The 23402-nt window shown below is 62.6% G+C and carries 25 protein-coding genes; 8 read left to right on the forward strand and 17 right to left on the reverse strand.

Annotated elements, in window-relative coordinates:
• Window positions 1-1558 (forward strand): MBG domain-containing protein (locus Q8L50_RS12995; RefSeq protein ID WP_305349057.1); only part of this gene is annotated, 1558 nt, incomplete at its 5' end.
• 15 nt (window positions 1559-1573) lie between these two features.
• On the opposite strand, the gene Q8L50_RS13000 is transcribed toward Q8L50_RS12995, so the two are convergent.
• From Q8L50_RS13000 to Q8L50_RS13020, 5 genes are all read right to left on the reverse strand, one after another.
• Complete coding sequence (locus tag Q8L50_RS13000) at window positions 1574-2851, reverse strand: FAD-dependent oxidoreductase (protein WP_305349058.1); 1278 nt, start codon at window positions 2849-2851, stop codon at window positions 1574-1576.
• Window positions 2848-4002 (reverse strand): acyl-CoA dehydrogenase family protein, encoded by a 1155-nt coding sequence (locus Q8L50_RS13005; RefSeq protein ID WP_305349059.1) that lies wholly within the window; start codon window positions 4000-4002, stop codon window positions 2848-2850. Before Q8L50_RS13005 ends, Q8L50_RS13000 begins: the two co-directional genes overlap by 4 nt.
• A gap of 59 nt (window positions 4003-4061) precedes the next feature.
• On the reverse strand, window positions 4062-4625 hold the full coding sequence (locus tag Q8L50_RS13010; RefSeq protein ID WP_305349060.1) for an OsmC family protein: 564 nt from the start codon (window positions 4623-4625) through the stop codon (window positions 4062-4064).
• A gap of 87 nt (window positions 4626-4712) precedes the next feature.
• Window positions 4713-5603 (reverse strand): sulfurtransferase, encoded by an 891-nt coding sequence (locus tag Q8L50_RS13015; protein WP_305349061.1) that lies wholly within the window; start codon window positions 5601-5603, stop codon window positions 4713-4715.
• 192 nt (window positions 5604-5795) lie between these two features.
• Window positions 5796-7484 (reverse strand): sigma 54-interacting transcriptional regulator, encoded by a 1689-nt coding sequence (locus Q8L50_RS13020; protein WP_305349062.1) that lies wholly within the window; start codon window positions 7482-7484, stop codon window positions 5796-5798.
• 117 nt (window positions 7485-7601) lie between these two features.
• Between Q8L50_RS13020 and Q8L50_RS13025 the strand changes: the two genes are divergently transcribed.
• Together Q8L50_RS13025 and Q8L50_RS13030 are read left to right on the forward strand one after the other, a co-directional pair.
• Window positions 7602-7979, forward strand: coding sequence for a hypothetical protein (locus tag Q8L50_RS13025; RefSeq protein ID WP_305349063.1), 378 nt, complete (start codon window positions 7602-7604; stop codon window positions 7977-7979).
• Window positions 7976-8575, forward strand: a complete 600-nt coding sequence (locus tag Q8L50_RS13030; protein ID WP_305349064.1) for a zeta toxin family protein — start codon at window positions 7976-7978, stop codon at window positions 8573-8575. Before Q8L50_RS13025 ends, Q8L50_RS13030 begins: the two co-directional genes overlap by 4 nt.
• A 13-nt stretch (window positions 8576-8588) precedes the next feature.
• Here the strand turns inward: Q8L50_RS13030 and Q8L50_RS13035 are convergent, their stop codons facing one another.
• Window positions 8589-9974, reverse strand: a complete 1386-nt coding sequence (locus tag Q8L50_RS13035; RefSeq protein WP_305349065.1) for an aminopeptidase P N-terminal domain-containing protein — start codon at window positions 9972-9974, stop codon at window positions 8589-8591.
• A gap of 15 nt (window positions 9975-9989) precedes the next feature.
• Window positions 9990-10682 (reverse strand): N-acetylmuramate alpha-1-phosphate uridylyltransferase MurU, encoded by a 693-nt coding sequence (gene murU / locus Q8L50_RS13040; protein WP_305349066.1) that lies wholly within the window; start codon window positions 10680-10682, stop codon window positions 9990-9992.
• Between the two features lie 240 nt (window positions 10683-10922).
• Between murU and tkt the strand changes: the two genes are divergently transcribed.
• Together tkt and gap are read left to right on the forward strand one after the other, a co-directional pair.
• Entirely contained in the window at window positions 10923-12971 is a 2049-nt protein-coding gene (gene tkt / locus Q8L50_RS13045) for a transketolase (protein ID WP_305349067.1), read from the forward strand.
• Window positions 12972-13034: 63 nt separating this feature from the next.
• Complete coding sequence (gene gap, locus Q8L50_RS13050; protein ID WP_305349068.1) at window positions 13035-14033, forward strand: type I glyceraldehyde-3-phosphate dehydrogenase; 999 nt, start codon at window positions 13035-13037, stop codon at window positions 14031-14033.
• Window positions 14034-14103: 70 nt separating this feature from the next.
• Here gap and Q8L50_RS13055 read toward each other — a convergent pair whose 3' ends face one another.
• The 3 genes from Q8L50_RS13055 to Q8L50_RS13065 form a co-directional block, all read right to left on the reverse strand.
• On the reverse strand, window positions 14104-14508 hold the full coding sequence (locus Q8L50_RS13055) for a hypothetical protein (protein WP_305349069.1): 405 nt from the start codon (window positions 14506-14508) through the stop codon (window positions 14104-14106).
• A 90-nt stretch (window positions 14509-14598) separates the two neighbouring features.
• Window positions 14599-15864, reverse strand: coding sequence for a DUF2254 domain-containing protein (locus Q8L50_RS13060; RefSeq protein ID WP_305349070.1), 1266 nt, complete (start codon window positions 15862-15864; stop codon window positions 14599-14601).
• 48 nt (window positions 15865-15912) lie between these two features.
• Window positions 15913-16974 carry a pirin family protein gene (locus tag Q8L50_RS13065; RefSeq protein WP_305349071.1) on the reverse strand — a complete coding sequence of 354 codons (1062 nt, stop codon included), beginning with the start codon at window positions 16972-16974 and terminating at the stop codon, window positions 15913-15915.
• 298 nt (window positions 16975-17272) lie between these two features.
• On the opposite strand from Q8L50_RS13065, the gene Q8L50_RS13070 reads away from it, so the two are divergent.
• Window positions 17273-17617 carry a collagen-like protein gene (locus Q8L50_RS13070; protein WP_305349072.1) on the forward strand — a complete coding sequence of 115 codons (345 nt, stop codon included), beginning with the start codon at window positions 17273-17275 and terminating at the stop codon, window positions 17615-17617.
• A 110-nt stretch (window positions 17618-17727) separates the two neighbouring features.
• On the opposite strand, the gene Q8L50_RS13075 is transcribed toward Q8L50_RS13070, so the two are convergent.
• The 4 genes from Q8L50_RS13075 to Q8L50_RS13090 form a co-directional block, all read right to left on the reverse strand.
• On the reverse strand, window positions 17728-18489 hold the full coding sequence (locus Q8L50_RS13075; RefSeq protein ID WP_305349073.1) for an ABC transporter permease: 762 nt from the start codon (window positions 18487-18489) through the stop codon (window positions 17728-17730).
• A complete protein-coding gene (locus Q8L50_RS13080; protein WP_305349074.1) occupies window positions 18486-19436 on the reverse strand; it encodes an ABC transporter ATP-binding protein in 951 nt (316 codons plus the stop codon). Before Q8L50_RS13080 ends, Q8L50_RS13075 begins: the two co-directional genes overlap by 4 nt.
• 215 nt (window positions 19437-19651) lie before the next feature.
• Complete coding sequence (locus Q8L50_RS13085) at window positions 19652-20065, reverse strand: VOC family protein (RefSeq protein WP_305349075.1); 414 nt, start codon at window positions 20063-20065, stop codon at window positions 19652-19654.
• A 46-nt stretch (window positions 20066-20111) separates the two neighbouring features.
• Window positions 20112-20465, reverse strand: coding sequence for a DUF1428 domain-containing protein (locus Q8L50_RS13090; protein WP_305349076.1), 354 nt, complete (start codon window positions 20463-20465; stop codon window positions 20112-20114).
• Between the two features lie 134 nt (window positions 20466-20599).
• Between Q8L50_RS13090 and Q8L50_RS13095 the strand changes: the two genes are divergently transcribed.
• Window positions 20600-21244 (forward strand): TetR/AcrR family transcriptional regulator, encoded by a 645-nt coding sequence (locus Q8L50_RS13095; protein ID WP_305349077.1) that lies wholly within the window; start codon window positions 20600-20602, stop codon window positions 21242-21244.
• Window positions 21245-21351: 107 nt separating this feature from the next.
• Here the strand turns inward: Q8L50_RS13095 and Q8L50_RS13100 are convergent, their stop codons facing one another.
• Together Q8L50_RS13100 and Q8L50_RS13105 are read right to left on the reverse strand one after the other, a co-directional pair.
• Window positions 21352-21921 (reverse strand): DUF1439 domain-containing protein, encoded by a 570-nt coding sequence (locus Q8L50_RS13100; RefSeq protein ID WP_305349078.1) that lies wholly within the window; start codon window positions 21919-21921, stop codon window positions 21352-21354.
• The gene (locus tag Q8L50_RS13105) at window positions 21921-22085 is read right to left on the reverse strand and encodes a hypothetical protein (protein WP_305349079.1); all 165 of its coding nucleotides are present in this window, start codon (window positions 22083-22085) and stop codon (window positions 21921-21923) included. The genes Q8L50_RS13100 and Q8L50_RS13105 overlap by 1 nt, the downstream gene beginning before the upstream one ends.
• A 251-nt stretch (window positions 22086-22336) precedes the next feature.
• Between Q8L50_RS13105 and Q8L50_RS13110 the strand changes: the two genes are divergently transcribed.
• Window positions 22337-22843, forward strand: a complete 507-nt coding sequence (locus Q8L50_RS13110; RefSeq protein ID WP_305349080.1) for a hypothetical protein — start codon at window positions 22337-22339, stop codon at window positions 22841-22843.
• A 169-nt stretch (window positions 22844-23012) separates the two neighbouring features.
• Here the strand turns inward: Q8L50_RS13110 and Q8L50_RS13115 are convergent, their stop codons facing one another.
• A complete protein-coding gene (locus Q8L50_RS13115; RefSeq protein WP_305349081.1) occupies window positions 23013-23264 on the reverse strand; it encodes a hypothetical protein in 252 nt (83 codons plus the stop codon).
• Window positions 23265-23402: the final 138 nt, after the last annotated feature.

Here is a 23402-nt window from a genome sequence, read left to right on the forward strand (position 1 = left end):
CACCACTGGCAATGCCACCCTGTCCGCGGGCGGTGCCGTGACCCAGTCGGGCGCGATCAGTGCGTCAGGGCTGGCGCTGACCGGCACCGGCGGCGACCACAACCTGCGCCACGCCAGCAACGCGGTAACCACGCTGGCGGCCAACACCGGCAGCATTGATTACAGCCAGGCTGGCGCGCTGACCGTGGGTACTGTGGCCGGTGTGGTGGGCGTCACCACCGCCGTTGCCGCCAAAATTGAAACCACAGGCGCCGCGTCGGATCTCACACTGGCCAATGCCGTGACTTCAAACGGCACGGGCGACGCCATTGGGCTCAAGGCGGGCAGCAGCAACGCGGCTGGAACCAGTACGGGGGGAAAGCTGGTCAACAACGCAGGCGCCAATGGCATCAGCGCGGTGTCGGGTCGCTACCTGGTGTACAGCGGTGATCCGGCCTCCACGACGGAAGGTGTGACCGGCTACAGCAAGCGCTACAACACGTCCTCCAGCTTCACCCCCGGTGGCAGCGCCAACATGTTCCTGTACCGGATTGCCCCCACCCTGACGATCAATACCGATGATGCCACCCGTGTCTACGGTGATGCCAACCCCGTGTTCACAGGTTCGACGACCGGCTTGATTGACGGCGACACGGCAGCCAGCGTTGGCGTTTCCCGCAGCACAACAGCGGTGTTCAACACGCCCGTGGCCGCAGGCCGGATCGCGATTACGCCGACCGCCACCAACAATGAAAATTACACGCTGGTGCTGAACAATGGCCTGCTTACCATTGAACGCCGCGGCATCACCGGTGTGACGGGTATTGTGGCGTCGGACAAGACGGTCGATGGCAACACCAGCGCTACGCTCAATTCTGGCGCGGCTGGTTTTTCCAACATGGTTTTGGGCGATAGGCTGAATGTGCGCACGGCTACCGGCAATTTTGAGAATTCCGCCGTGGGCCGCAACAAAACGGTCTTCATCACCGGCATTTCCCTGGGTGGTGACTCGTCTGACAATTACACGCTGCTGGACAGCACAGCCAGAACAACCGCCAGCATCCGGGACTTGTCCTCGTTCACTGGTGGGCTGTTTCCCGCGCCGACGGCTTTGCCAGCGCTGCCCAAGTCCTTTGCCGCTTCTGGCGTGACGGTAGCGAGTGCCAACGCCCTGCTGGAGAGCAACCCGACTGCGTCGGGTGGCAGCGCGACGGACTTCACGATGTTGCGTGAGCCGACAGGGCAGCAGGCCGGTAGCGCTTCTGTCACAGTGAGCAGTGCGCCGGACGGTTCGGGCAGCGGATTCCGGTTCTCGCTGCCTGCGGATTTGCTCGGTGGAGGGCCCCTTCAGGCCACCACGCCAACGGGCGCTCCGCTACCCGATTGGCTGCGCTTTGATCCCGGCAGCCGTTCATTTGTGGCCACCGGCGCGCCAGCCGGTGCGCTGCCGGTGCAGATCCGGGTAAGCGCTGGCGACCGCTCACTGGTGCTGACCATATCCGAGGCGCCGGTCGGCGGGCCAACGCGTGGCGTGGTGGTTGAGCACTGGCCTGCTGGACCGGCAGACGGTCCAGGCTGACGCCCGCCAGGGCGCTCAGAGCGTGAAGGGCAGAGAGCTGGTTTTCACCCGCAGTGGCACCGGTGTTTGCTGAAATGGCTGCAGTGCCTGACCCAGTATTCCAGCCGCCGCCGCCTGCGCCTGACGGCCAATCGGCTCGATAAAACGGCTGACCTTTCCCGCGATGGAAATGCAGTCTCCCAGGGCGTGAATGCCCTCGACACTGGTGGCCAGCGTATCGGGCCCGACGTCAATACCCATGTTCCATGCCAGACCAGCACTGGCCGCCAGGCGGTTTGGCGTTTGCAGACCTGCGGCCACCAGAATGTGATGCACTGTGAACACCTGACCCCTCTCAGTGAAAACTTGCTTGTCGCCTTGCGCGGAAGGCGGCACCGACCGGACTTCGCGCACCTGCACCCCACCCACAAAGTGCAGAGGCAAGTCGCACCAGGCATCCAGCAATTGCTGTGATTGAACATCAGACAGATTGCTTGCAATCGGCCGGGTTTGTACGTCCAGCAGCGTGACCTGATGTCCAGCCAGCGCGAGGTCATTGGCCATTTCCGATCCGATCAGCCCGGCGCCCACGATGGCGATACGTTGTGCGCGCTCGCCCAGGGCCCGGCGAAACCGGTTGTAAACCTGCAAATGATTGACGCGCCAGCACAGCGCGTCGGGCAACTGTGGCAGCGAACGGGCCCGTGCGCCGTGCGCCAGCACCAGATGCCGGTAGCGCAGCGTGCCACGGGTGGTGCGCAGCTGCCGGCTGTCCGGTGTGATGCTGATGGCTTGCGTGTGTGCCAACAGCCGCACCCCCAGCCGTTGTGCCGCCTGGGCGCCGTTTTCGCGCGCCAGCTTGTCCACCGCCATGCCGCGTGCAATGGCCACCGACAGCATGGGCTTGTCGTACACATCGCCGTTGCAGGCGGTCACCAAGGTGATGGGTATGTCGGCATCACGTTCTCGCAGGGCTTGCGCCATCTGCCACCCGGCGCGCCCTGCCCCCACGATGACCGTGCCCGCTTTGTTCCGCGCGGCGGCGCTTGTGGCACGTCTTTCGGCGGTCGGTTTGGCCTGACGCGCAGGCTGCTCGGCGACATAGGGCTCGAAGTCTGACTTTGTCACGCCGCATAGCGGGCAGGCCCAGTCCTGAGGAATATCGGCAAACCGGGTACCCGGCGCCAGCCCGCTGTCGGCATCGCCTTTGCCTTCGTCGTAAATCAGACCGCAAGCCCGGCAGATAAACAGTTGCCAGGGCAACCCCGAGGCGTCTGTATTCCTGGCGGGCGCAGCTTGCGGAGGCAGGATCATGCCGGCTGCTCCTCGGCGCTCAGCCGGGCGATTTCCTTGCGCAGGTGTTTGATGGCCGGCGTGACAATCGCCACAAAGTGCGACTCGCGCACGCGCCGCTGCACGTCCGATGTCATCAGGTAACCGCGTGCACCCTGATGCAACAGGGCAGATTGTGCAGCCCGCAGGGCGAGCTCTGATGCATGGGCGCGCGCGTCCAGTACGTCGATCAAAAACTCCCTGTCACTGCCAAAAGGCGTTTGCGCCAGCGTCATGATGCGCGCGCTGAGCCCATCAAGCTCAGCTTGCAGATCGTCCGGCCGGTCTTCCAGAAATTCATTGACATGCCCGAGCTGCCGCTCGACCTGCCACATCGAGTCGATAGCGCCCTGCGCCACTCCCAGGCCCATGCCGGTCTGCAGCAGGATGAAGGCGGCGCGGATGCGACCGATAAAGGGGCGCACCGGATCGGCAATCAGTGCGTCCGCGCCGACAAAATAATCGGTCAGGCGAACCGCCCAGGTGTTCGTGCCTTCCATCGCCGAGAACGACGGGCAGTTGCGCAGCTCCACTCCGGGGGCATCACAACGCACCAGGAACATGATTTCTGTTTTTGCGGCATCGGGGTCTGGCTGCGCCACATCGGCCACCGCGCCGAAGTAATGATCCGGGCCCAGATTGCTGACCCAGGGCAAGGTGCCATTGACAAGGTAGCCACCGTCGGTCTTGCTGGCGTGCAGCAGAAACGTCTCGATGCCGGCAAAGGTTTTCATCGGGTTGGACATGCCCGTAGCGCCCAGTGTCTGGCCCCGGTTGTGCTGCTCCAGACGATCGCCCATCAGCGCCGGGTTGCCGGATTGCTCCATGTACACGCCGCACACTTCATGGCACCACACCATGAAGCCGGTGGCGCCGCACACGCGTGAGACCTCTGCCATCAGGCGTATCGCCAGTCCGTAGTCGGCCGGTGCCCGAGTGCGCTGTATGTGCGCACTCAGCGCACCAAGCTCACCAAGTCGCTGCAGGATGGATTTGGGGTAAATCCCGCGCCGGTCAATATCGTCGGCCAGTTCGGCCAGCGGACCATCGGCCAGCGCGCGCACGGCCTGCAGCAGCGCAGACGCGTTGCCCTCGGCGGCGGCGATTTCGGTAGCGCGTTCCAGGACTTCCATAAAAATTCCAGTGTGGTCGGAGGCAGGGATCTACACGAAGGGAGTAACCGTGGGGTACGTCACCCCAGCGCAATCTCGAAGGCAATCGGGTTGCGCATGCTGTTGGCCACAGGCGAGTAGAAGTTGGCGTGCTGCACGATCTCGTCCAGTACCTCGCGGCTGGCGTCGCCCTCAACCAGCACCTTCACCCGAATCGCCTGAAAGCCCATGTCCTTCGCTTCCTTGAGTGCGCCGCCCGCACCCCAGGCCGCCGGGTTGCCGATGTCGCCTTCCATGAAGATTTCCAGCTTCGACAGCTTGACCTGCTTCCACGTCGCTACCGCCGTGATGCCAACCGCCAGGCAGCCGCCCAGGCCCGACAGCACTATCTCGCCGGGTGCAGGCGCGGTGTTCTCGCCGAACAGGTGCAGCGGTTCGTCCACCACCACGGGCTGGTGATCTCCCACATAACTGAGCGAGCGGTACATGCCCTTCATCTCGGTGCGGACCTTGTTCGTACCGCGCGAAGTCGGGTTGGCGCGGCCCTTGGCGGCGAAGGCAGCCAGCCCCTCGGCGTCAATCGGCTTCAAGTAGGCTTTTACCGTGGTTGGGGTGGTGTTTTCAATTGCGTCGGCCACAGTCATGGTGTCTCCTGAAAATAGAGTGAGAAAGTGTGTGAATCAGTGCTTGCCGCGATGGGCCATCACGGCAAGCGGCAAACATGTGGGATGTCAGGCGGCCAGGGCCAGCGCAGGCGCCCTGGGCTTGATCACCGGCGCTTCGGTTTCAATTGGCAGCGAGTCGTCGCGCGACCACTCGTTCCACGAGCCAAAGTACATGCGCACATCGGAAAAGCCGGCCTGCTTGAGCGCCAGAAACGTGTTGGAGGCGCGCGCACCCTTGAAGCAATACAGGTACACCGTGTCGGAGGTAGAGATGCCGGCGGTGGCACATTCGGCCTGCACTTCCAGCGGCGATTTGAAGACCGGGCCCTGGGCAGAAGGCTTCATGAAGCGGTACCACTCAATCCATTTGGCACCCGGCAGGCGCCCTTTGCGCGGCGCAAAATCCTTGCCGTAAGGTGAAGAACTTTCGCCCGTCCATTCGTCGATGTCGCGCACGTCCAGCAGGGCAATGCCGGTGTTCAGCGCTGCTGCCACATCGTCCTTGGTCAGCATCACGTCGCTCATCGCCAGGTCGGTCGGAAAAGCCGCAACTTTGGGCGTTGCCCCCTCGACGCTGACCGGCAGGCCCTGGGCTTTCCAGGCAGAGAAGCCGCCGTTGAGCACCTTGATCTTCGGGTAGCCCAGCCAGGTCAACAAGTAGTAGCCACGGCAAGACTGGCCGTAGCCACTGTTGAGCGCATCTTCATAAAACACCGCAGTTTCGGCGCCCGACAGCCCAACAGCGCCAAAGTGTTCAGCAAAGGTGGACTTCAGCGCCGTCAGGCCTTCTGCCGTGGAAGTGGCCAGAAAGGTGAAGATTTCACGCATGTTGACCGCGCCAGGCAAATGGCCGGCGGCATAGGTCTCGGCGTCGCGTGTGTCGATGATGACCACCGGCTCGGCGCCCATCATGCTTGAGAGTTGTTCGGGGGAAACAAGAACGCTGTCGGTCGTCATGGCAATCTCCAGATGGGGTCACGGCACATGCCGTTGTCACCTTATTGCAACCGCCGTGCCACGTCTTTCTCTGGTTGAAAAGTTTGACAAAAAATGCCCGCAGCCCTTTGTGGATCAGTACAAACAGCTATCGATTTAATAGCAAATCAGATTTCCGGCAAACCTGGTTGCAGGTTGATGCCGACACAATGTCTACACATTGTCGACATTGTGCAGACCCAGCTTGCGCAGCCGGTAGCTGAATTGCCGCACGGTCAGGCCCAGCGCCTGCGCTGCGCGCGACTGGTTGCCACCATGGTCGTGCAAGGCTTGCTGCAGTTGCGCCGCCGGGTGCGATTGCGCTGCCTGGTAGTCACGGACCACGGGCGCAGGAGTGACCGGTTTCTGGACGGTCGTCACGCCTGCTGGCCGGTCTGGTGTGTTGCTGTCCTGCTCGTGCGGCAAAAACCGCTGCAGCTCTTCGGCGGAAACCATGGCGCTGTCGGTCAACAGCACCAGGCGCTCGATCACATTGCCCAGTTCGCGGATGTTGCCGGGCCAGGGGTGCTGTTCGAGGCTGGCCAGGGCCGCCGCAGACAGGCTCACATTGCGCTGGTTGGCCTGGTTGACGCGGCTTAAAAAATGAATGGCCAGCGCGCGTATGTCCTGAGGACGCTCGCGCAGGGAAGGCAGGCGGATCGGGATCACATTGAGCCGGTAAAACAGGTCGCGTCGGAAAGTCCCTGCCAGCACATCCTGCGCCAGGTCGCGGTTGGTCGCTGCGACCACACGCACCGCCACCCTGACTTCACGTTTGCCACCCAGGCGCACGATGGTGCCCTCCTGCAGCGTGCGCAGCAGCTTGGTCTGCATGGCCAGCGGCATTTCGCCGATCTCGTCGAGAAAAATCGTGCCGCGGTCGGCCTGTTCAAACCAGCCGGCACGCGCGGTCTGCGCGCCAGTGAAGGCGCCGCGTTCATAACCAAACAGCTCGGACTCAAACAGCGTGTCCGGTATCGCCGCGCAGTTGACCTTGATGAAAGGCTGGTCGCGGCGCTGGCTGGACAGGTGGACGGCGCGTGCAAACAACTCCTTGCCGGTGCCCGATTCACCCAGTAGCAGCACACTGGCTGTGGCCTCCGAGACGCGTTCGAGTTCGCCAAGCGCCTGCAGCAGCGCCGGCGAGGTGCCGATGATGCCGTAACGTGCGGCCGCTGTTTCAAGTGCGCGCGTGAGCAGCTGGTTTTTGGCCTGCAACACCCGCGTTTTTTCTGCCACCAGCGCCTGCAGCTGCAGCAACTGGCCTGCCAGCGTGGCGAGGATTTTGAGCACCGCCACGTCGTCCGCCAGCTGCCGGTCGCGGCTGCGGATGCGGTGACAGGCCAGCACGCCTATGACTTCCCGGCCTGCCGGGGTGTTTAGCTCGATGGGCAGCGCGATAAAAGCCACGATGTCTGGCGGCAGCTGTGCGCGCGCCACAGCGCGCACCAGAAACTGCGGCTCGGCGTCGATGTCCTGCACGATGATCGGCTGCGCCGTTGCCAGCACGCGGCCGGTGATGCCTTCGCCCGGTCCGTAGCGGCCGCGCGCCATCTCGGTTTTGGTCAGGCCGTAGGCATAACGGATGGCTGAGCTGGGCGCGGGCGCACCGGCAGGCCGGGTACCGGGCTTGCGGTCGGCCAGCCCTTCCAGGGCAATGTCGCCGACAAAATCAGCCAGCACGATGCGGCCCCGGTTCAGGCCCAGCAGCTCCGACATCAGGTGCAGCATTTCCCGCATGACGATCTCGGGCGCCAGGCTTTTGCCCACCAGACGCATCACCTCGCTCATGAGCAGCAGCTCCTGGGCGCGCCATTGGGGCGCAGCAGCGGATTTGATCGGGAAAGGCAGTGGGGCGGGCATCCTCCGGACAAGCAATAAATCAGCCATCTGCCCTGGGAGGCGAAGGCTCGGGCCCATGCGCCTGGTTGCAGTGGCAGCCTTTATGGCGCAAAATGCGCCATAAAGGAGCTAAACATCATGGCCACCCCCAACAACTTCGCATCCGTCAAACTCCCGCTGAGCCTGGTTGAGCAGGCCCGCGAAGCGGCCCAGCCCCTGCGCCGATCAGCAGCCGGCCAGATCGAATACTGGGCCACCCTGGGCCGGGTGGTCGAGCATTCGGGCTTGACGGTTCAAGAGGCGCAGACGGCCATTGAGGTGTATGAGGCTTCAGCACGCAAAGCTCGGCCCAAAGCGCTCCATGCCGCAGCCGGCAAGTCGCCGGATGCGACGGACACGCTGGATGCTTTGACCGCGCGCATGCTGGAGATCAGCACCAATGGCACGCTGCAAGCCCACGTGCGCCGGATTGTTGAGGAAAACCGGCAGTTGGCGGCGCAGCGGTCCGCTGCTTGACCCAGCCGACTTTTCACCTACTCGCAGGCCCCAACGGAGCTGGCAAGTCCACCCTCTACCGCGCCTTGGTTGACAGCGGCACCCTAGGCCGCGAACTGGAGTTTGTGAACGCTGATCTGTACGAGACAACTCATTTGCAAAACATCCCGGACTTGCAGAAGCGGTCCGAGGCGGCGCGCGACTGGGCCGATGCCCGGCGCCAGGCATTGCTGGAAGACAAAGTTGGATTTGTGAGCGAGACCGTCTTCTCACATGAATCCAAGCTGAGCCTTGTCAGCCACGCCCAATCGCTGGGTTACCAAGTCGTTCTCTACATTGTGTCCGTGAACAATCCGCAGCATTTGCTGGCGCGCGTGAGGCAACGCGTGCAAGAGGGCGGCCATCATGTTCCTGCCCGACGTATTCTGGAGCGTTACCCGCGCACCATGGCCAACCTCAAAAAAGTGGTTCGCCTCGCAGACCTGGCCTTTGTCTACGATGGTGGCGAGATTGAGCGGGGCGGCCCGAACCTTTTGGCGGTCTGCAAGGCAGGCCACACAACAATTCTGGCCAAGAGGCTGCCACCCTGGGCTGCGGCCATGCTGGCGCCTGAGTAATCCTGTCGTCCCCTCACCCCCGCATCAACGCCTCAATCTCATCAGCCTTCACCGGCACACCGCGCGTCATCAGCTCGCAGCCTTTGTCGGTGACCAGCGCGTCGTCTTCAATCCGTATGCCGATGTTCCAGAACTCTTTGGGTACACCCTTGGCTGGGCGCACATAAATGCCGGGCTCTATGGTGGTCACCATGCCGGGCCGCAGTATGCGTGAGGGCTTGCGCATCACGGTCTGACCCAGCGCGTCGCGCTCCTCGCGCGGCTTGCTGCCAGGCTCTGTGTAGTCGCCGCAGTCGTGCACGTCCATGCCCATCCAGTGGCCGGTACGGTGCATGTAGAACTGGCGGTAGGCGCCGGACTCCAGCACGTCATCGACCTTGCCGTGTTTCTTCTTGTCGAGCAGGCCGGTGTCCAGCATGCCCTGGGCCAAGACGCGCGTGGCGGCGTCATGCGGGTCCATAAAGCGTTTGCCGGGTTTGGTCACCTTCACGGCGGCGTCCTGTGCGGCCAGCACGATGTCGTACAGCGTGCGTTGCGTCGGCGTGAACTTGCCATCAGCCGGAAAGGTGCGGGTAATGTCGCTGGCGTAGCCGTCGAGCTCGCAGCCCGCGTCAATCAGGCACAACTCGCCTGCCTTGAGCTCCGCATCACCGGCGCGGTAATGCAGCACGCAGGCGTTGGCACCGGCGGCGACGATGCTGGTGTAGGCCGGGTACTGCGAGCCGTGGCGGCGAAACTCGTGCAGCAGCTCGGCCTCCAGGTGGTACTCGCGCAGCCCGCCCTTCACGCCGGCGCGCAGCATGGCCGCCGAGGTCTGCATGGCGCGCACATGCGCACCGGCAGAAATTTTTCCGGCGCGCCGCAAAATGGCTGCTTCGTGGGCGTCTTTGATCAGACGCATCTCATCAAGCACCTTGCACAGATCGTGCTGACTCTGCGGGCATTCGGCGCCAAAACGAATGCGCGCGCGCACTTTGCCCAGCCAGCCATCCACCTGGGTTTCCAGCCCCTGGTGCGTGGCAAACGGAAACCAAACCGCATTCTGGTTGGTCAGCAATGCCGGCATTTTTTCCTCGAGCATGTCTGCGCCGAAAGCAGCGTCCACGCCCAGTGCCGCCGGCGCAGCCTTGGGGCCGAGGCGAATGCCGTCCCAGATCTCCCGCTCCAGGTCTTTGGGCCTGCAAAACAGCGTGCTGCGGCCGCTGGCCTCCACCGTCAGCCAGGCGCCGGGCTCAGTGAAACCGGTCAGGTAATAGAAGTAGCTGTCGTGGCGGTAGGCAAAGTCGCTGTCGCGGTTGCGTGGCGCTTCAGGCGCGGTGGGCAACAGGGCGATACCGCCGCCGGCCGCTTTCAGTGCGCGCGCCAGTGCGGCGCGGCGCTTCTCGTAAATCGTGGTCATGTGTAAAGCGCCTTCTCAGCGAGTGGTGTTGAGTTCGGCCAGACGTTCGGGCGTGCCCACGTCGGTCCATGGCCCTGAATATAGCGCCGCTGTCACCAGCTCGCTGTCCATGGCGTGCCTAAGCACGGGCGCCAGTGCGGCCTTTTTGCCAGCTGGCGTGTCTAGGAACAAGCCGGGCCGGTACAGCCCCAGCGTGCTGTAGGTGAACTGTTCATCAGCGCGCGGCAAAGCCAGGCCATGCGGGCTGATGCCAAAGTCCCCTTTCGGGTTGTGCGGCGGATTGGGTACCAGATAAATATGCGCCAGCGCAGAAGAGGCTGCAAAACACTGCGCATCAGCGGCTGGAAAATCAAAACCCGGCATAAAGACATCACCAGCCACCAGCCAGAAAGGTGCGTCCCGCAGCAACGGCAAGGCGGTGGCAATGCCACCAGCGGTTTCCAGCGCGCCGCCAAAACGCGCCCCTTCGTGCGACCAGGAAATCCGCAGGCCGAAGGCACGGCCATCGCCCAGCGCCGCAGGAAACTGCTCTTCCAGCCACGCGGTGTTGATCACCACGTCGGTGACGCCAGCGCGCGCCAGGCTTTCGAGATGCCAGACGATCAGTGCTTTGCCATGCACACGCAGCAAGGGCTTGGGTGTTTGGTCCGTCAGGGGCCGCATGCGGTCGCCGCGGCCGGCGGCCAGAATCAGGGCTTGGGTGGTCATGGTTCGCCGATTATCTCTGCTTTATGCATCAAATAGGCCTCTGGCCCTTATTCCATGTGCGCAACCAGCTATTAAATTCATAGCGATTGCCATGCGTGCGACGGCGCGCTGTGGCCGCGCATGCCGGGCAGGGCGCATCCCGTAAAATCTGGGGTTTTCCCGTGTTCGCGGCAATTCGCCAATGGCCTGCCCGAGCGGGATCTGGCTGACCCGCCTCACCACCCACCTGGACCCCACGCAATGGCTGACAACACCTCATCCCTCATGGCCAATTCGATTCGGGCGCTGGCCATGGATGCCGTGCAACAGGCCAACTCCGGCCACCCGGGCGCGCCCATGGGCATGGCCGACATGGCGGTGGCGCTGTGGGGCCGGCACCTCAAGCACAGTCCGCACAACCCGAACTGGTTCAACCGAGACCGCTTTGTGCTGTCCAACGGCCACGGCTCCATGCTGATTTATGCGCTGCTGCACCTGACGGGTTACGCGTTGCCAATGAGTGAGTTGAAAAACTTCCGCCAGCTGCACAGCAAAACGCCGGGCCACCCCGAGGTCGGCTACACCCCCGGCATTGAAACCACCACCGGCCCCCTGGGCCAGGGCGTCAGCAACGCGGTCGGCATGGCACTGGCCGAGAAGCTGCTGGCGACAGAGTTCAACCAGCCCGACCACGCGATTGTGGACCACCATACCTACGTCTTCCTTGGTGACGGCTGCCTGATGGAGGGCATCAGCCACGAGGCCTGCGCGCTGGCCGGTGCCTGGAAGCTCAACAAATTGATTGCGCTGTACGACGACAACGGTATTTCGATCGACGGCCAGGTCACGCCCTGGTTCATCGACAACACTGCGCTGCGTTTTGCGGCCTACGGCTGGAATGTGATCGGCCCGATCGACGGTCATGATGCGGATGTGGTCGCGCGCGCGCTGGTAGATGCCAAAAACAGCGCCGATAAACCCACGCTGATTGTCTGCAAAACCCATATCGGCAAAGGTTCGCCGAACCGCGCCAACACCGCCAAGGCCCACGGCGAGCCACTGGGTGCCGAAGAAATCAGGCTTACGCGCGAGGCACTCGGCTGGACCCACCCGCCTTTCGACATGCCCAAAGAAGCCTACGAAGCCTGGGACGCCAAGGCCAAAGGCCTGGCCCTCGAAGCCGACTGGGACGCCAAATTTGCGGCCTACAAAGTCGCGCACCCCGAGCAGGCGGCAGAGTTCACCCGCCGCATGAAGGGTGACTTGCCGCGCGCGTTTTCGCAGATCGCGGTGGACACCGTGGTCGGTGCCCACACCAAGGCCGAGACCGTGGCCTCTCGCAAAGCCTCGCAGCTCGCGCTGGAAGCGTTCACCGCTGGTCTGCCCGAAATGCTGGGCGGGTCGGCCGACCTGACCGGCTCCAACCTGACCAACACCAAAAGCACGCCTGCCTTGCGTTTCGACCTGGCAGGCGATGTGGTGATGAACGATACGCCTGAAGGCGGCAAAGTCATTGGCCGCCACATCAATTACGGTGTGCGCGAGTTCGGCATGGCCGCCATCATGAACGGCATTGCGCTGCATGGCGGCTACATCCCTTACGGCGGCACCTTTCTGACCTTCAGCGACTACAGCCGCAACGCCATCCGCATGGCCGCGCTGATGAAAATCCGCGTGGTGCACGTGTTCACGCACGACTCCATTGGCCTCGGTGAAGACGGCCCGACCCACCAGTCGATAGAACACGCCGCCAGCCTTCGTCTGATCCCGAATCTCGACGTCTGGCGACCGGGCGATACCGCTGAAACCGCCGTGGCCTGGGCCGTGGCGCTGCAGAACAAGAACAAGCCGACCGCCCTGCTGCTGAGCCGCCAGAACCTGCCCTACGCCCCGAAGAACGACCTCGGCGAGATCAGCCGCGGCGCCTATGTGTTGTCCGAGCCGGCGGAAGTTGGCCTGGCCAAAAAGGCGCAAGCCGTGATCATCGCCACTGGTTCTGAAGTTCAGCTCGCGCTGAAGGCGCAGGAGCTGCTGGCCACCCGCAAAATCGCCGTGCGTGTGGTCTCCATGCCCAGCAACACCACCTTCGACAAGCAGACCACCGCCTACAAATCGCAGGTGCTGCCAGAAGGTATCCCCCGCATCGCGGTCGAGATGGGCGTCACCGACGGCTGGTGGAAATACGGCTGCGCCGCAGTTGTCGGCATCGACAGCTATGGTGAGTCGGCGCCGGCACCGGTGCTGTTCAAGCACTTCGGTTTCACACCCGAAAACGTGGCCGACACCGTGCGCAAGGTATTGAAGAAATAAGACAGTTGTGGCGGAGCAGGTCCGTCACGGCATCCCCGAGTTAACTTCCAGGAGCAAAAGCAGATGACGATCAAACTAGGTATCAACGGCTTCGGCCGCATCGGGCGCAACGTCTTGCGCGCCGCCGTGCAGAATTTCAGCGACATCGAAATCGTTGGTATCAACGATCTGCTGGAGCCCGACTACCTCAAGTACATGCTGCAGTACGACTCGGTGCATGGCCGCTTCAAGGGCGATGTTTCGGTCGAGGGCAACACCCTGATCGTCAACGGCAAGAAAATCCGTTTGACTCAGGAGCGTGACCCCGCCGCCCTGAAGTGGAACGAAATCGGCGCCGACATCGTGCTCGAAGCCACCGGCCTTTTCCTGGACAAAGCCTCGGGCGAAAAACACCTGGCCGCCGGCGCGAAAAAAGTCATCTTCTCGGCACCGTCGAAAGACGACACACCGATGTTTGTTTACGGCGTTAATGACAAGACCTACGCCGGCCAGGCCATCATTTCCAACGCGAGCTGCACCACCAACTGCCTGGCCCCAATTGCCAAGGTGCTCAATGACAAATGGGGCATCAAGCGCGGCCTGATGACCACCGTGCACGCGGCGACCGCCACGCAGAAAACCGTGGACGGCCCGAGCAACAAGGACTGGCGCGGCGGCCGCGGCATCCTGGAAAACATCATTCCTTCGAGCACGGGCGCGGCCAAGGCCGTTGGCGTGGTGATCCCGGAGCTGAACAAAAAGCTGACCGGTATGTCCTTCCGCGTGCCAACCTCCGACGTGTCGGTGGTGGACCTGACCTGTGAGCTCAACAAAGAAGCTACGCTCAAAGAGATCTGCGCAGAAATGAAGGCGCAAAGCGAAGGCGCGCTCAAGGGCATCCTTGGCTACACCGAAGACAAGGTGGTCGCCACCGACTTCCGCGGCGAAACCTGCACCAGCGTGTTTGACGCCGACGCCAGCATTGCACTGGACAGCACCTTCATCAAGGTGGTGGCCTGGTACGACAACGAATGGGGTTACTCCAACAAGTGCCTGGAGATGGTGCGGGTCGTCGCGAAGTAATTCGACCTGGCCCTCCCCAAAAAGCGCCTCAGGGCGCTTTTTTTTGCGTGGACAATTCGGGCTAAGCCGGTCAGCGCGCCAAAGCCAGCGTCAAGCCGATCACCGCGACAACGGCGACGAGCGCCGTCACACCAGCCAGCGCCAGCAAGCGCACCCGGTGGGTTTCCGCACGCCGGATCAGTTGGGTGTTCTGCTCGGCCAGGTCCTTGATCAGCTCCGACGATGCGAGCATCTGTTCATGCAGGTCCTGTACGGCGCTTTCCAGTGCCAGCACACGCGCCTGCATGGCGGCGGCGGCTTGATCCTCCGGTGACAGTGGCACGGCGTTGCCGGCGTCCATCAGCGGGTCGGCCTGGGGCGGCTTTTTGCCGACTGCGTTCCAGAGTTTTTTGGCGCCGTCGGCCACCTTGGGCGCATTCTTGATCACGTCCGACCAGGGAACCATCTGCAATACCGCCAGCCATCCAATCGCCATGAAACAACCTCGTGTAGATGCGGCGCGGGTGACAATCATCCGCCCCTGCCAGAAGGCACTACCAGTTTACTTGCACCCGCATCGGTGGCTTCAAACGGGTCTGGCGGGCCGCACTTCTGCAGCGGCGTCACGCAGCCCCTGCAAGTCCGCCTCGAACAGACCCGCGTGCGCGGCGCGCTCAATGGCGTAGCGCGACAGGCGCTTGGTGGCTTGCCCAAACGCCGGGTGGCCAAGGCGGTCGATGGACGCAAGTGCCCGCTGCAGTGCCAGGCCCACCTCTGAAGCTGTAGCGCCATACCGGGCCAGGGGCACAAACACATCGTCCAGCATGTCGGCCTCATCCAGCGGTGGCGCACTCACGCGGTCAAACATCACTTCGGCAGGCCCGTCTTGACGGCGCAGCCCCTGCGCCCAGTGCGCCAGCACCCGCACACTGGTGGCCATCACATCCAGCGCGGTGCCGGGGTCATTGACGCCTGGCGACAGGGCCCGCGTGGCAATTTCACCCAGCACCACCAGGCCAAACCGCGGGTCGTGGTCAAAGGTCCGCGAATTGCCGATCAGCACCGCACTGCACACGGCCTGGCATCTGGCCTCATCCATGGGGCGGTCGCTGCTGACAATAACGACCGAGGGCTCGACAAAGGCGCCGGGCAATACATGAATCTGCAGCGCGCCGCCCTCTTCTTCAGCCAGCTTTTGAAGAATGTCCATGGACACGTGTTGCACAAACCCGGTTTCCGAGGCGAGTACGGTGTAGCGGCCCTGGCTCCCGTGTCGCGGCGGCTTGCCGCCCAGGCATGGGCGAGCCAGCCGCTGGTCCATCGCCTTGATGATGGCTTTCTCGACCCGCAGCAGCGTCTCGCCCATCCTGCCCAGCACCGACAGGTAGTCGATCCACCTGAGCAGCACGATCACCACCACCAGCAGGATCGCAACGGTGAAGCCAAACAGCACCAGCCTGCCACCACCGCCATAAATCCGGGTGTTCAGGCCGATCAGGGCAATCACGCTGTAGAGAAAAGCGCCTATGAAGGTGGCCAGCGTGTTCTGGATGGTCGTGTCCTCGATCATCAGTTGCGATGCACGCGGGGTGGCGCTGCTGGCAACCGCCGTGAACGACGACACCATGGTGCTGGCCGAGAAGATGGTCACCGTCAGCATGCTGGTGGCGATGATGTTGAGGATGCTGCCTATGGCGTCCGAGCCCAGCTTGACCGCCACGTCTTCGGGGATCGACGGACCCAGCAGCATCGACAACCCCACTGCAAGAACGCCCACCAGCGAAAACAGCACGCAACGCACCCAGGTCTTGCGTAGCAAACGCTGCAAGAGATAAAGCAGTTTTTCCGTCATGTACCAGTATCGCTGCTGGAGCCAGACCCTGCATCCGGCAGGCGGCGGTCAAACCACCGACGATGGGGTCTCGCTGTGCGCCGGCCTTTCCTCGCGACCGTCCGGGTGCACCGCAAACCGCGTCGGGTCGCGGCCGTGCACCGGTGTGTCGCTGTCAAATGACCAGCCGCCAAATTGCGTGCGCTGGTAATCGGCCATGGTCTGCGCAATCTCGGCTTGCGTGTTCATCACGAAGGGGCCGTATTGCGCCACCGGCTCGGCAATCGGCTTGCCCTGCAGCAACAAAAACTCGGCTTCCACGTCGCCGTTGGCCAGCTCCACCGGTACCCCCGTATGCAGCTCGATGGCTGCCGGAGCGGTGATGTCCTGGCCGCCGATATGCACCGACTGGCCCTTGAAGAAGTAGAGCGTGCGGCGCGTGCCTTCGCCGGTGGCAGCGGGCAAGATCCAGCGTGCACCCGGCGCCATGCGCAGCGTCCAGATCGCCACGTCGGCATCCGCCTGCGCGGCCCAGGAGTCGGGCGGCGGAGGCAGCGGCGCACCGGCGTCCCGCAGTTGGCCGGCGATCACCGCGATGTCTGTGCTGCGGCCTTGCGCATCCGTGGCGGTCAGCCGTGGAATGTCCTGCGACCAGAACATCGTGAAGTGCGGATCGCTCATTTTGCTGCGCGCCGGCAGGTTCAGCCAGATCTGGAACAGCTCAAGCGGGTTGTCGTTTTTTTCATCGAGCAGCGGAAACATCTCGGCGTGCACGATGCCCCTGCCGGCCGTCAGCCACTGCACGTCGCCGCGCCCAAAACGCGCGGTTGCCCCCAACGAGTCGGAGTGGTCAATCAGGCCTTTGCGCACGATGGTGACAGTCTCGAAACCGCGGTGCGGGTGCGGCGGGAAGCCCGGCACCTTCTCGCCGTGGTACATGCTCCAGCCGTCCTTGCGGCTGAAGTCCTGGCCGATGGCGCGACCTGCCAGCGAGGCCGCCGGCCCCATGTCGGCATTGCCCCGCGGGTAGGCGTCGTCGTGGTAGGCGCAAAACAAAAACGGGTCCATGGTCTCCCAGGGAAACCCAAGTGCCTTGATCTTGAGAACAGGACTTTTTGAGGCGGTGGACATGGGGGTCTTTCTCGCTTGAAGCGTAGAGGGCTGATCGGGGGCCATCAAGGCTCTGACATGAAGGCTGCGGCCCGGTGTTTCAAGGGCGCTTGCACGCCGGGAGGGTCCATGCCCACCCGCCAATTCGGGACGTGGACTGGTGCGGGCGTCCTACAGGAGAGCTTCAAGGCAGCGGCTAAGTTCAAGGTTCGTCCTTTGTATCTACCCAGAAATAATTTTAGGCAGTTCATGGCCGAGGCAGGGAAGACTGTCTGCGCACACACCCGCGCGCATTTTCCGAACACTCTAAAGGACTTCTATGAAATACACCCTACTGCTGGCCGCTATGGTGGCCACCCTGGGCCTGACCGCTTGCGAACGCACCGTGGTGACACCCACTCCAGCTGTTGTGACGGTTCCCGGCCCTGCCGGTCCTGCCGGCGCAACCGGCTCCACAGGTTCTACCGGCTCCACCGGCTATACAGGCGCTACCGGTTCCACTGGCTCGACGGGCGCAACCGGCCCTAGCGGCGGCGCAACTGGCGCTACAGGTGCCACAGGTGCTACAGGCTCGACCGGTGCCACTGGCTCGACCGGTTCTACCGGTGCTACTGGCGCCAAAGGCAACACCGGCGACACCGTGATCCTTGTTCCGCAAAAGTAAGCGCGGCTCAGGTCTGCAAGCGCCGTGACCCGGTGCTGGCGGCAAGCCCTAAAAAAAGCGCCAGCCACATCTGTGGCTGGCGCTTTTTCTTCGTCGAACAGTCGGGGTCTTCAGGCCTTGAGCTTCCAGCCGGTGCGAAAAATCCACCACACCGCTGTCAGGCAAAGCGCCAGGAAACCCAGAATGGCCGCCACGCTGATACCCACATTCACATCGGCCACACCGTAAAAGCTCCAGCGAAAGCCACTGATCAGGTAGACCACCGGGTTGAACAGCGCAATCTTCTGCCACAGCGGCGGCAGCATGTTGATCGAGTAAAACGCGCCGCCCAGAAAGGTCAGCGGCGTCACCACCATCAGCGGCACAATCTGCAACTTCTGGAAGTTGTCTGCCCACAGCCCGATGATGAAACCGAACAAACTGAAGGTGATGGCCGTGAGCAGCAGAAAGCACAACATCCAGAACGGATGCGCAATGCTGTAGGGCACAAACAGCCGTGCCGTCGCCAGAATCAGCAGGCCCAGCAGAACGGATTTGCTGGCTGCAGCACCCACATAACCCATCACCACCTCAATGGACGAGACCGGCGCCGACAGCAGTTCGTAAATCGTGCCCGACCATTTCGGCATGTAGATGCCGAAGGCAGAATTGGAAATGCTTTCATTGAGCAGCGACAGCATGATCAGGCCAGGGATGATGAAGGCTCCGTAACTGATGCCGTCAATGTCACCCATGCGTGAGCCAATCGCCGCGCCAAACACCACAAAATACAAAGAGGTCGAAATCACCGGCGAAGCGATGGACTGCGTCAGCGTGCGGAAAGTGCGCGCCATTTCAAAACGGTAAATCGCGCGGATGGCGTGCCAGTTCATGCGGCCTCCAGGGCTTGCGCCGGTTTGCCGGCATGCACCAGGCTGACAAAGATGTCTTCCAGCGAGCTTTCACTCGAGTGCAGGTCCTTGAAGTCGATGCCCAGGTCGGCCAGCCGTTTGAGCAGTTCACCGATGCCGGTTTCTTCCCGCTGGGTATCAAAGGTGTAGACCAGTGTGTGGCCGCCTTCGGCCAGCTCCAGCGGCAGCCCTGCCAGCGCCTCGGGCACGGTTTGCAGCGGCGTGCGCAGTTGCAGCGTGAGCTGCTTCTTGCCAAGTTTGCGCATCAGCACCGCCTTGTCCTCCACCACAATCAGTTCGCCCTTGTTGATGACACCAATGCGGTCGGCCATTTCTTCGGCCTCTTCGATGTAGTGCGTGGTGAGGATGATGGTGACGCCGCTGTCGCGCAGCTTGCGCACCATCTCCCACATGCCCTGGCGCAATTCGACATCCACGCCGGCGGTGGGCTCGTCGAGAAACAGGATCTGCGGCTCGTGCGACAGCGCCTTGGCAATCAGTACCCGGCGCTTCATGCCGCCGGATAGCGTCATGATCTTGCTGTCTTTCTTGTCCCACAGCGACAGGTCGCGCAACACTTTTTCAATGTGCGCGGGGTTCGGTGGTTTGCCAAACAGACCACGACTGAAACTCACGGTGGACCACACAGTTTCAAAAGCGTCGGTCGACAGCTCCTGCGGCACCAGGCCGATCTTGGCGCGCGCCGCGCGGTAGTCGCGCACGATGTCATGCCCGTCCGCCATGACGCGGCCAGAGCTGGGCCGGACGATGCCGCAGACGATGTTGATCAGTGTGGTTTTGCCCGCGCCGTTGGGGCCGAGCAGCGCAAAAATCTCGCCGCGGCGGATAGTGAGGTCGACCGACTTGAGAGCCTGGAAGCCCGAGGCATACACCTTGCTGAGCTTTTCAATGGAAATAATGTCTGGCAAATCGAAATCCTGTTTAGTGAAAGCGCCGATGAAGCTGCACCGGCCAGCGCCACTGTAACTGGATCGTGTGAAAGCCGCTGGGCGTCCACAGGCCGGGACCGGCAGGCCCATTTCAGCCGGTGAACGCCCCCCGACCAGTGTCGGGCTTCCCAGGCGTGCGCTCATCAAGCTCCGGCGCTTCGCAGGCGCACCGCAGTCGTCTCTTCCGGACCGAGTCAGGCGCTTGCCGTCATGACCATCCACGGCACGCCAAACTTGTCGCTCAGCATGCCGAAAGAAGAGGTCCAGAAGGTTTTAGTCAGGGGCATCTGCACCGACCCGCCACTGGCCAGCGCCTCAAACAGCCGCTGCGTTTCGGCGTCGGTCGCGGCCGACAAGGCCAGCGTCACACCCTTGAACTCTGCCTTGCCTGGCTGCCCCATGCCGTCGTCGGCCATGAGTGTGGATTCACCGACCTTGAAGGCGGCATGCATGATCTTCTTCTCATAGCCCGGCGGCCCTTTCATCTCCGGGTCGGGGCTGTCGCTCCAGCGCATCAGGGTGGTGACTTCGGCGCCTGCGGCCTTTTTGTAGAACTCAAGGGCTTCCTCGCAGCGGCCGGCGAAATTTAAGTAGGCTTGAACTTGCATGGGGGTCTCCTTTTTGACAAATGGGTTGGGCTGTAAATACTGGTCTTCACTTCACGTCCAGCAGCGTCTCAAAGCCGCCAAAAACCATGCGCTTGCCGTCGAAGGGCATATCGCCCATTTCTTTCATGCGCGGGTCGCTCATGAACTTTGCATGGCCCGCATCGCGGTCGGCTTTTGATGGCCACTCGATCCACGAGAACACCACGGTCTCGGTTTTTTCAGCTTTGACTGACATTTTGAAATCGGTCAACTTGCCGTCGGGCAAGTTGTCGCCCCAGCACTCCACGAGGCGCGTGGCGCCAAACTCCTTGAACATGGCAGCAGCCTTGGCGGCAACTTCCAGGTAGGCCTCTTTTTTGTCGAGGGGAACGGGCACCAGAAATCCGTCGATATAAGGCATGGGTTTTCTCCTTGGGGGTTTGGTTGGGTGAGTGGTCTGGCGCGCAAAAGCGGGCGGCAGCTCTTTTTGTGTACACCGTCCACAAGAGAGTATCAAACATAATGGACGCTGTCCACATAAATATGTAAGCAGCCATGACATCGGCCCCTGACCCCCTCGCAGTCCGCAGCACCTACCGCCATGGCGACCTGCGGCGTGTGCTGCTGGAGGCCGGGATGGACTTGGCGCGCGCCGGCGGGCCCGACGCGGTGGTGCTGCGTGAAGCCACACGCCGCGCGGGCGTAGCGCCCAACGCGGCTTACCGCCACTTCGCCAGCCGCGACGCGCTGTTGCAGGCAGTGCGTGCGGCGGCGCTGTCGGCGGTGGCCGGCGCCATGGAGGCCGAGCTGGCCACCGTTTCAACCGATCTCGCGCCCGCCGACTTTGCCCGCGCCAGCGTGCGCGCTGTGGGCACCGGCTACCTGCGGTTTGCGCGCGCCGAAACCGGTTTGTTTCGCACCGCGTTTGCCCGCTCTGAGGTGATGATCCAGGCCACGCCCGAGGCCCCCACCGCCGGCGCCAGCGGACTCAACCCGTTTGAGCTGCTGGGCGCCGCGCTGGATTTGCTGGTCAGCTCAGGCGTCATGCCGACCGAGCGCCGGCCCGGGGCCGAGTTTCTGGCCTGGTCGGCGGTGCATGGTCTGGCCATGCTGGTCATCGACGGCCCGCTGGCGGTCATCGCACCGCAGATGGAGCAGGTCGGCCAGCGCCTGCTGGACATGGTGGAAAAAGGCCTTTGAGCTTGACTTTGAAGAAAAATATGCCTGTAGCCCAGGTGATATGTGCGCAAGCAGCTATCAATAACATAGCGGCGCTCATGGCGACACATGGCGCTTGTCGGGCGCAACTAGCGCGCGGGCTTGTTCACAAACCCCACCACCAGCCCCCTGGCCGTCACGGTGATGGTGCCGGGCTCCAGCCCCAGGCCGTCGGCCAGCATCAGGTCTTGCGGGCGCAGCTGGTGCAGCACTACATCACGCAGGGCCTGCTCGGCCAGCACCGGGCCATAGGCCGTCAGCAGCTCGGCCTGACGCGGCGGCATGCCTGAAAAACGCAAGGTGTTGACTTTCAGCTGGTGTGCGCGAATCGACTGGTCGCTGGCCTCATAACGCAGCGCAAAGTCCAGATCAAACACGCCTGCATGGCGGTCGGGCAGCGCGGGCCCGCTGGCCTCCAGCTGGATGTCGGCGCCCAGCCGGTTCTCTTTGGGCAGCAGGCGCAGCGCGGGTGCCTGCATGTCCAGTGCCAGAAATCCGCCCGCCTTGTAGCGACGCGGAAACTTTTTGGCCAGCGCCTCGCGCATCTGCTCGGCCGTCACGGTGTAGCTGGGCTGGGCCTGGGCCTGTTGCAGCATGAAAGCGCCGCCGCCCAGCAGCGCCAGGCGCGTCGCCGCATGCAGCAGTTGCCGGCGCTGCATCAGCTCGCCTTGCCCACGTCTGCCGCCACAGCAACTGGCTGCGGCCTGCCGCCGCCCACCACGCGGCACACAGGGCTGATCGACTGCGCACAGACGCGGCCCAAGTGCGGCGGGCCACGCTTGTGGTCGTTGACGGTGATGCTCAATGTGGTCACGAATTTCATGGTGTGTACAGGTTCATCAAGCCAGCAAGGCTAACCAGTCTGGGTGTTGCGCGGTGTAGGCCGGTGCCTTGTGTTCCCATTTTCAGCCTCACGCGCAAGCTCAAGACGGGCGCCATGTAAAGCGCAGGTGCTGTATTGCAACGTAGTGTGTATTGCGTCATCACCATGCCGCTGCACCACGTTGAACACCTGATCCACATGATTTCATCTGGTCACAACAACGCTTGCCCTCCATTACCCAAAGGACTCTCATGAACAAATTACTCGCTACCCTGATCGCTACCCTGGTTGCCGGCTCTGCATTTGCACAAGCCACTGCCCCCGCTACGCCAGCAGTGCCTGCTGTGCCGGCAACCGCCGCTACGGTCAAGGCAGAAGCCAAGGCCGACAAGGCCGTGGCAGCCGCTGTCAAAAGCGAAGCCAAGGTAGACGCCAAGGCCGACACCAAAGTTGAAAAGGCAGAAGCCGCCGCCGTTGAGAAGAAGACAAAGGCCGTGACCAAGTCCGAAACGACCAAGGCCAAGGCACAAGCCAAAGCCGCCAAGGCCGACGCGGAAGACAAAACCAAGGCTACCGCCAAGGCTGAAAAAACCAGCGCGAATGCCGATGCCAAAGCCGACAAGACCGTCATCAAGGCAGACGCCAAGGTAGAAACCGTCAAGGCAAAAGCCGCTGCCGACAAGGGCATTGCCAAAGTTGAAACCAACGCAGTCAAGGCAGAAGCCAAGGCCGACGTCAAAGCAGCCGGCAGCAAGTAACTTGCACGCAGCGCTTGCAGGCCCGCCTGCAAGCCGACATAAAAAAGACAGGCTTTGACCTGTCTTTTTTTATGCCTGCGTCAAAGCCGCACGGCAAATCGGGCCGCAGCCCTTTATCGACAAGCGCAAGCAGCTATAAAAACAGGAGCAACTGGTGCCTGCGGGTCGCCTAACGGGTTACGACTGACCAGCCGGCCTTGAGGTTGGACTTGTCGTTTTCATAGTCCCAGTTGGTGCCACAGCGCGCGCAGCTGTAACGCGTCACGGTGGCCAGATGGCCACGCCGCGTTTCTTGCCGGCTGCCGCCCTGCACCAGTTCGGGGTGGCCGGGGGCCTTGCGCCAGTTTTGCTGAATGCCGGCGCAGGATTCGCACAGCGCCGCCTTTTTTGATTCGGTCGTGCGCTTGGTGTCGTCGGTCATGGTGGGCTCTTGGGTGGGCGGCTGGGGGCTTTATTGTCGCCCCATGGCCCTCCGGGGAGAAACTTGTAGCCAAATCGGCCTTCAGCCCTTGCGCAGTGTGCGCAAACAGCTATCAAAACAGTAGCGAATTCTGCGTGT

It is taken from the genome of Polaromonas sp. (assembly GCF_030680935.1).
Taxonomy (GTDB): domain Bacteria; phylum Pseudomonadota; class Gammaproteobacteria; order Burkholderiales; family Burkholderiaceae_C; genus Polaromonas.

Coding starts and splice junctions, on each gene's coding strand:
- Q8L50_RS13090 (WP_305349076.1), bottom strand. CDS start 20,465: ATGCCTTATATCGACGGATTTCTGGTGCCCGTTCCCCTCGACAAAAAA.
- Q8L50_RS13010 (WP_305349060.1), bottom strand. CDS start 4,625: ATGACTGTGGCCGACGCAATTGAAAACACCACCCCAACCACGGTAAAA.
- Q8L50_RS13060 (WP_305349070.1), bottom strand. CDS start 15,864: ATGACGGAAAAACTGCTTTATCTCTTGCAGCGTTTGCTACGCAAGACC.
- Q8L50_RS13020 (WP_305349062.1), bottom strand. CDS start 7,484: ATGCCCGCCCCACTGCCTTTCCCGATCAAATCCGCTGCTGCGCCCCAA.
- Q8L50_RS13055 (WP_305349069.1), bottom strand. CDS start 14,508: ATGGCGATTGGATGGCTGGCGGTATTGCAGATGGTTCCCTGGTCGGAC.
- Q8L50_RS13110 (WP_305349080.1), top strand. CDS start 22,337: ATGAACAAATTACTCGCTACCCTGATCGCTACCCTGGTTGCCGGCTCT.
- Q8L50_RS13075 (WP_305349073.1), bottom strand. CDS start 18,489: ATGAACTGGCACGCCATCCGCGCGATTTACCGTTTTGAAATGGCGCGC.
- Q8L50_RS13005 (WP_305349059.1), bottom strand. CDS start 4,002: ATGGAAGTCCTGGAACGCGCTACCGAAATCGCCGCCGCCGAGGGCAAC.
- Q8L50_RS13085 (WP_305349075.1), bottom strand. CDS start 20,065: ATGCAAGTTCAAGCCTACTTAAATTTCGCCGGCCGCTGCGAGGAAGCC.
- Q8L50_RS13000 (WP_305349058.1), bottom strand. CDS start 2,851: ATGATCCTGCCTCCGCAAGCTGCGCCCGCCAGGAATACAGACGCCTCG.
- Q8L50_RS13035 (WP_305349065.1), bottom strand. CDS start 9,974: ATGACCACGATTTACGAGAAGCGCCGCGCCGCACTGGCGCGCGCACTG.
- tkt (WP_305349067.1), top strand. CDS start 10,923: ATGGCTGACAACACCTCATCCCTCATGGCCAATTCGATTCGGGCGCTG.
- Q8L50_RS13115 (WP_305349081.1), bottom strand. CDS start 23,264: ATGACCGACGACACCAAGCGCACGACCGAATCAAAAAAGGCGGCGCTG.
- gap (WP_305349068.1), top strand. CDS start 13,035: ATGACGATCAAACTAGGTATCAACGGCTTCGGCCGCATCGGGCGCAAC.
- Q8L50_RS13070 (WP_305349072.1), top strand. CDS start 17,273: ATGAAATACACCCTACTGCTGGCCGCTATGGTGGCCACCCTGGGCCTG.
- murU (WP_305349066.1), bottom strand. CDS start 10,682: ATGACCACCCAAGCCCTGATTCTGGCCGCCGGCCGCGGCGACCGCATG.
- Q8L50_RS13105 (WP_305349079.1), bottom strand. CDS start 22,085: ATGAAATTCGTGACCACATTGAGCATCACCGTCAACGACCACAAGCGT.
- Q8L50_RS13100 (WP_305349078.1), bottom strand. CDS start 21,921: ATGCAGCGCCGGCAACTGCTGCATGCGGCGACGCGCCTGGCGCTGCTG.
- Q8L50_RS13095 (WP_305349077.1), top strand. CDS start 20,600: ATGACATCGGCCCCTGACCCCCTCGCAGTCCGCAGCACCTACCGCCAT.
- Q8L50_RS13015 (WP_305349061.1), bottom strand. CDS start 5,603: ATGACGACCGACAGCGTTCTTGTTTCCCCCGAACAACTCTCAAGCATG.
- Q8L50_RS13065 (WP_305349071.1), bottom strand. CDS start 16,974: ATGTCCACCGCCTCAAAAAGTCCTGTTCTCAAGATCAAGGCACTTGGG.
- Q8L50_RS13025 (WP_305349063.1), top strand. CDS start 7,602: ATGGCCACCCCCAACAACTTCGCATCCGTCAAACTCCCGCTGAGCCTG.